Here is a 1,233-nt window from a genome sequence, read left to right on the forward strand (position 1 = left end):
CGCGGCTCGACGCGCAGGTAGGGCTTGCCAGGGTGGCTGCGCAGGCGCTGGCGCAGCGCCGTGGGGGTGATCCGGTTCTTGGCGAGGAAGCGCGCCCAGGCCGGATCGGCGGCGGCCAGCTCGCTGCGCCAGGCATCGGCAAGCAGCGCGTCGACGATCTCACGGTCGTCAGCGGTCAGCTCGCTGTCGAAATCGCCGCCGGCCTCGAACGCGGCGTCCTGCAGGGCGCGCTGGCAGAAGCGTGGATGGTGAAGATCGCCGCCTCGTCGAAACCGTGCACCGCCAGCAGCAGGCGCCGCCGCGAGGCCTCGTCGGGATAGCGGGCATGCAGCCGGTTGAGGAAGCCGTCGGCGCTGGGCGTGCCCTCGTAGACCGCCAGCAGCTCGGCCAGGCGCGCGCGGATGCGCTCGCGCAGCTCGGCGGTGGCGGCGGTGGTGTAGGTGACCACCAGGATCTGCCCCACCGACAGCTGGCGCTCCAGCAGCAGCCGGGCGTACAGCGCGGTGAGCGTCCAGGTCTTGCCGGTGCCGGCGCTGGCCTCGATCAGCGAGCGGCCGTCGAAGGGCGAATCGAGCAGGTCCAGGCTCATGCGTCTTGCTCCTCGTCCTGGGCCAGGGCATCCAGCGCCGGACCGATCAGCGCCTCGGCCAGCGCCTCGAAGCGCTCGTCGAGCGGATCGCGGTCGCGGAAGGCCAGGGCGTTCCAGGGATCTTCGCATTCGCCAGCGATGGGGCTGAACTCGCCGCCGAGCCAGGCCTCGCGGGCGCGCTTGCGGGCGGTGTCGACGGGCTCGCTGCCGCGTGCCGGGTTGCGATAGCCACGGGCGAAGGCGTGGCTGCTGCGCGGCAACAGCGGCAGCGGCTCGCGGATGGCGCTGCGGTAGGCGGCCAGCCAGGGTTCGAGCAACTGTGCGGCGTTCGCCAGCGGACCGAGCCGCCAGTCGCCGGCCGGCGACAGCAGCAGGCTGTCGCGCGCGATCCCCGGCGTGGCGGACAGGTTGAGCAGCAGGTGGCGCAACCAGAACGCCGGCAGGTCCCACTCGCCGAGCCGGCCGAGCTTCCAGCCGAACAGCCCGCTCGGCGTCACCCCATCCAGCCAGCCGTGGACGCGTACGCCGGCCAGGCTGATGTCCACTGCCAGCGGCTCGGGCACGGCCTGCGGGCGCAGCTCGAACAGCCGCGGGGCGAAGGCGCGCACCGGCCCGCGCAGCTTGCCCCACAGCGCCTGGCCCAG

2 pseudogenes are annotated in these 1,233 nt (G+C 73.5%); both read right to left on the reverse strand.

Annotation, left to right across the window (positions count from 1 at the left end):
• Nucleotides 1-589: pseudogene (locus BAY1663_RS22730) on the reverse strand (UvrD-helicase domain-containing protein); the annotation flags it as partial.
• A pseudogene (locus BAY1663_RS22735) lies at nt 586-1,233 on the reverse strand (exodeoxyribonuclease V subunit gamma); the annotation flags it as partial. The pseudogenes BAY1663_RS22730 and BAY1663_RS22735, both read right to left, overlap by 4 nt.

Source organism: Pseudomonas sp. BAY1663 (genome assembly GCF_000582595.1).
Lineage (GTDB): Bacteria > Pseudomonadota > Gammaproteobacteria > Pseudomonadales > Pseudomonadaceae > Stutzerimonas > Stutzerimonas stutzeri_AF.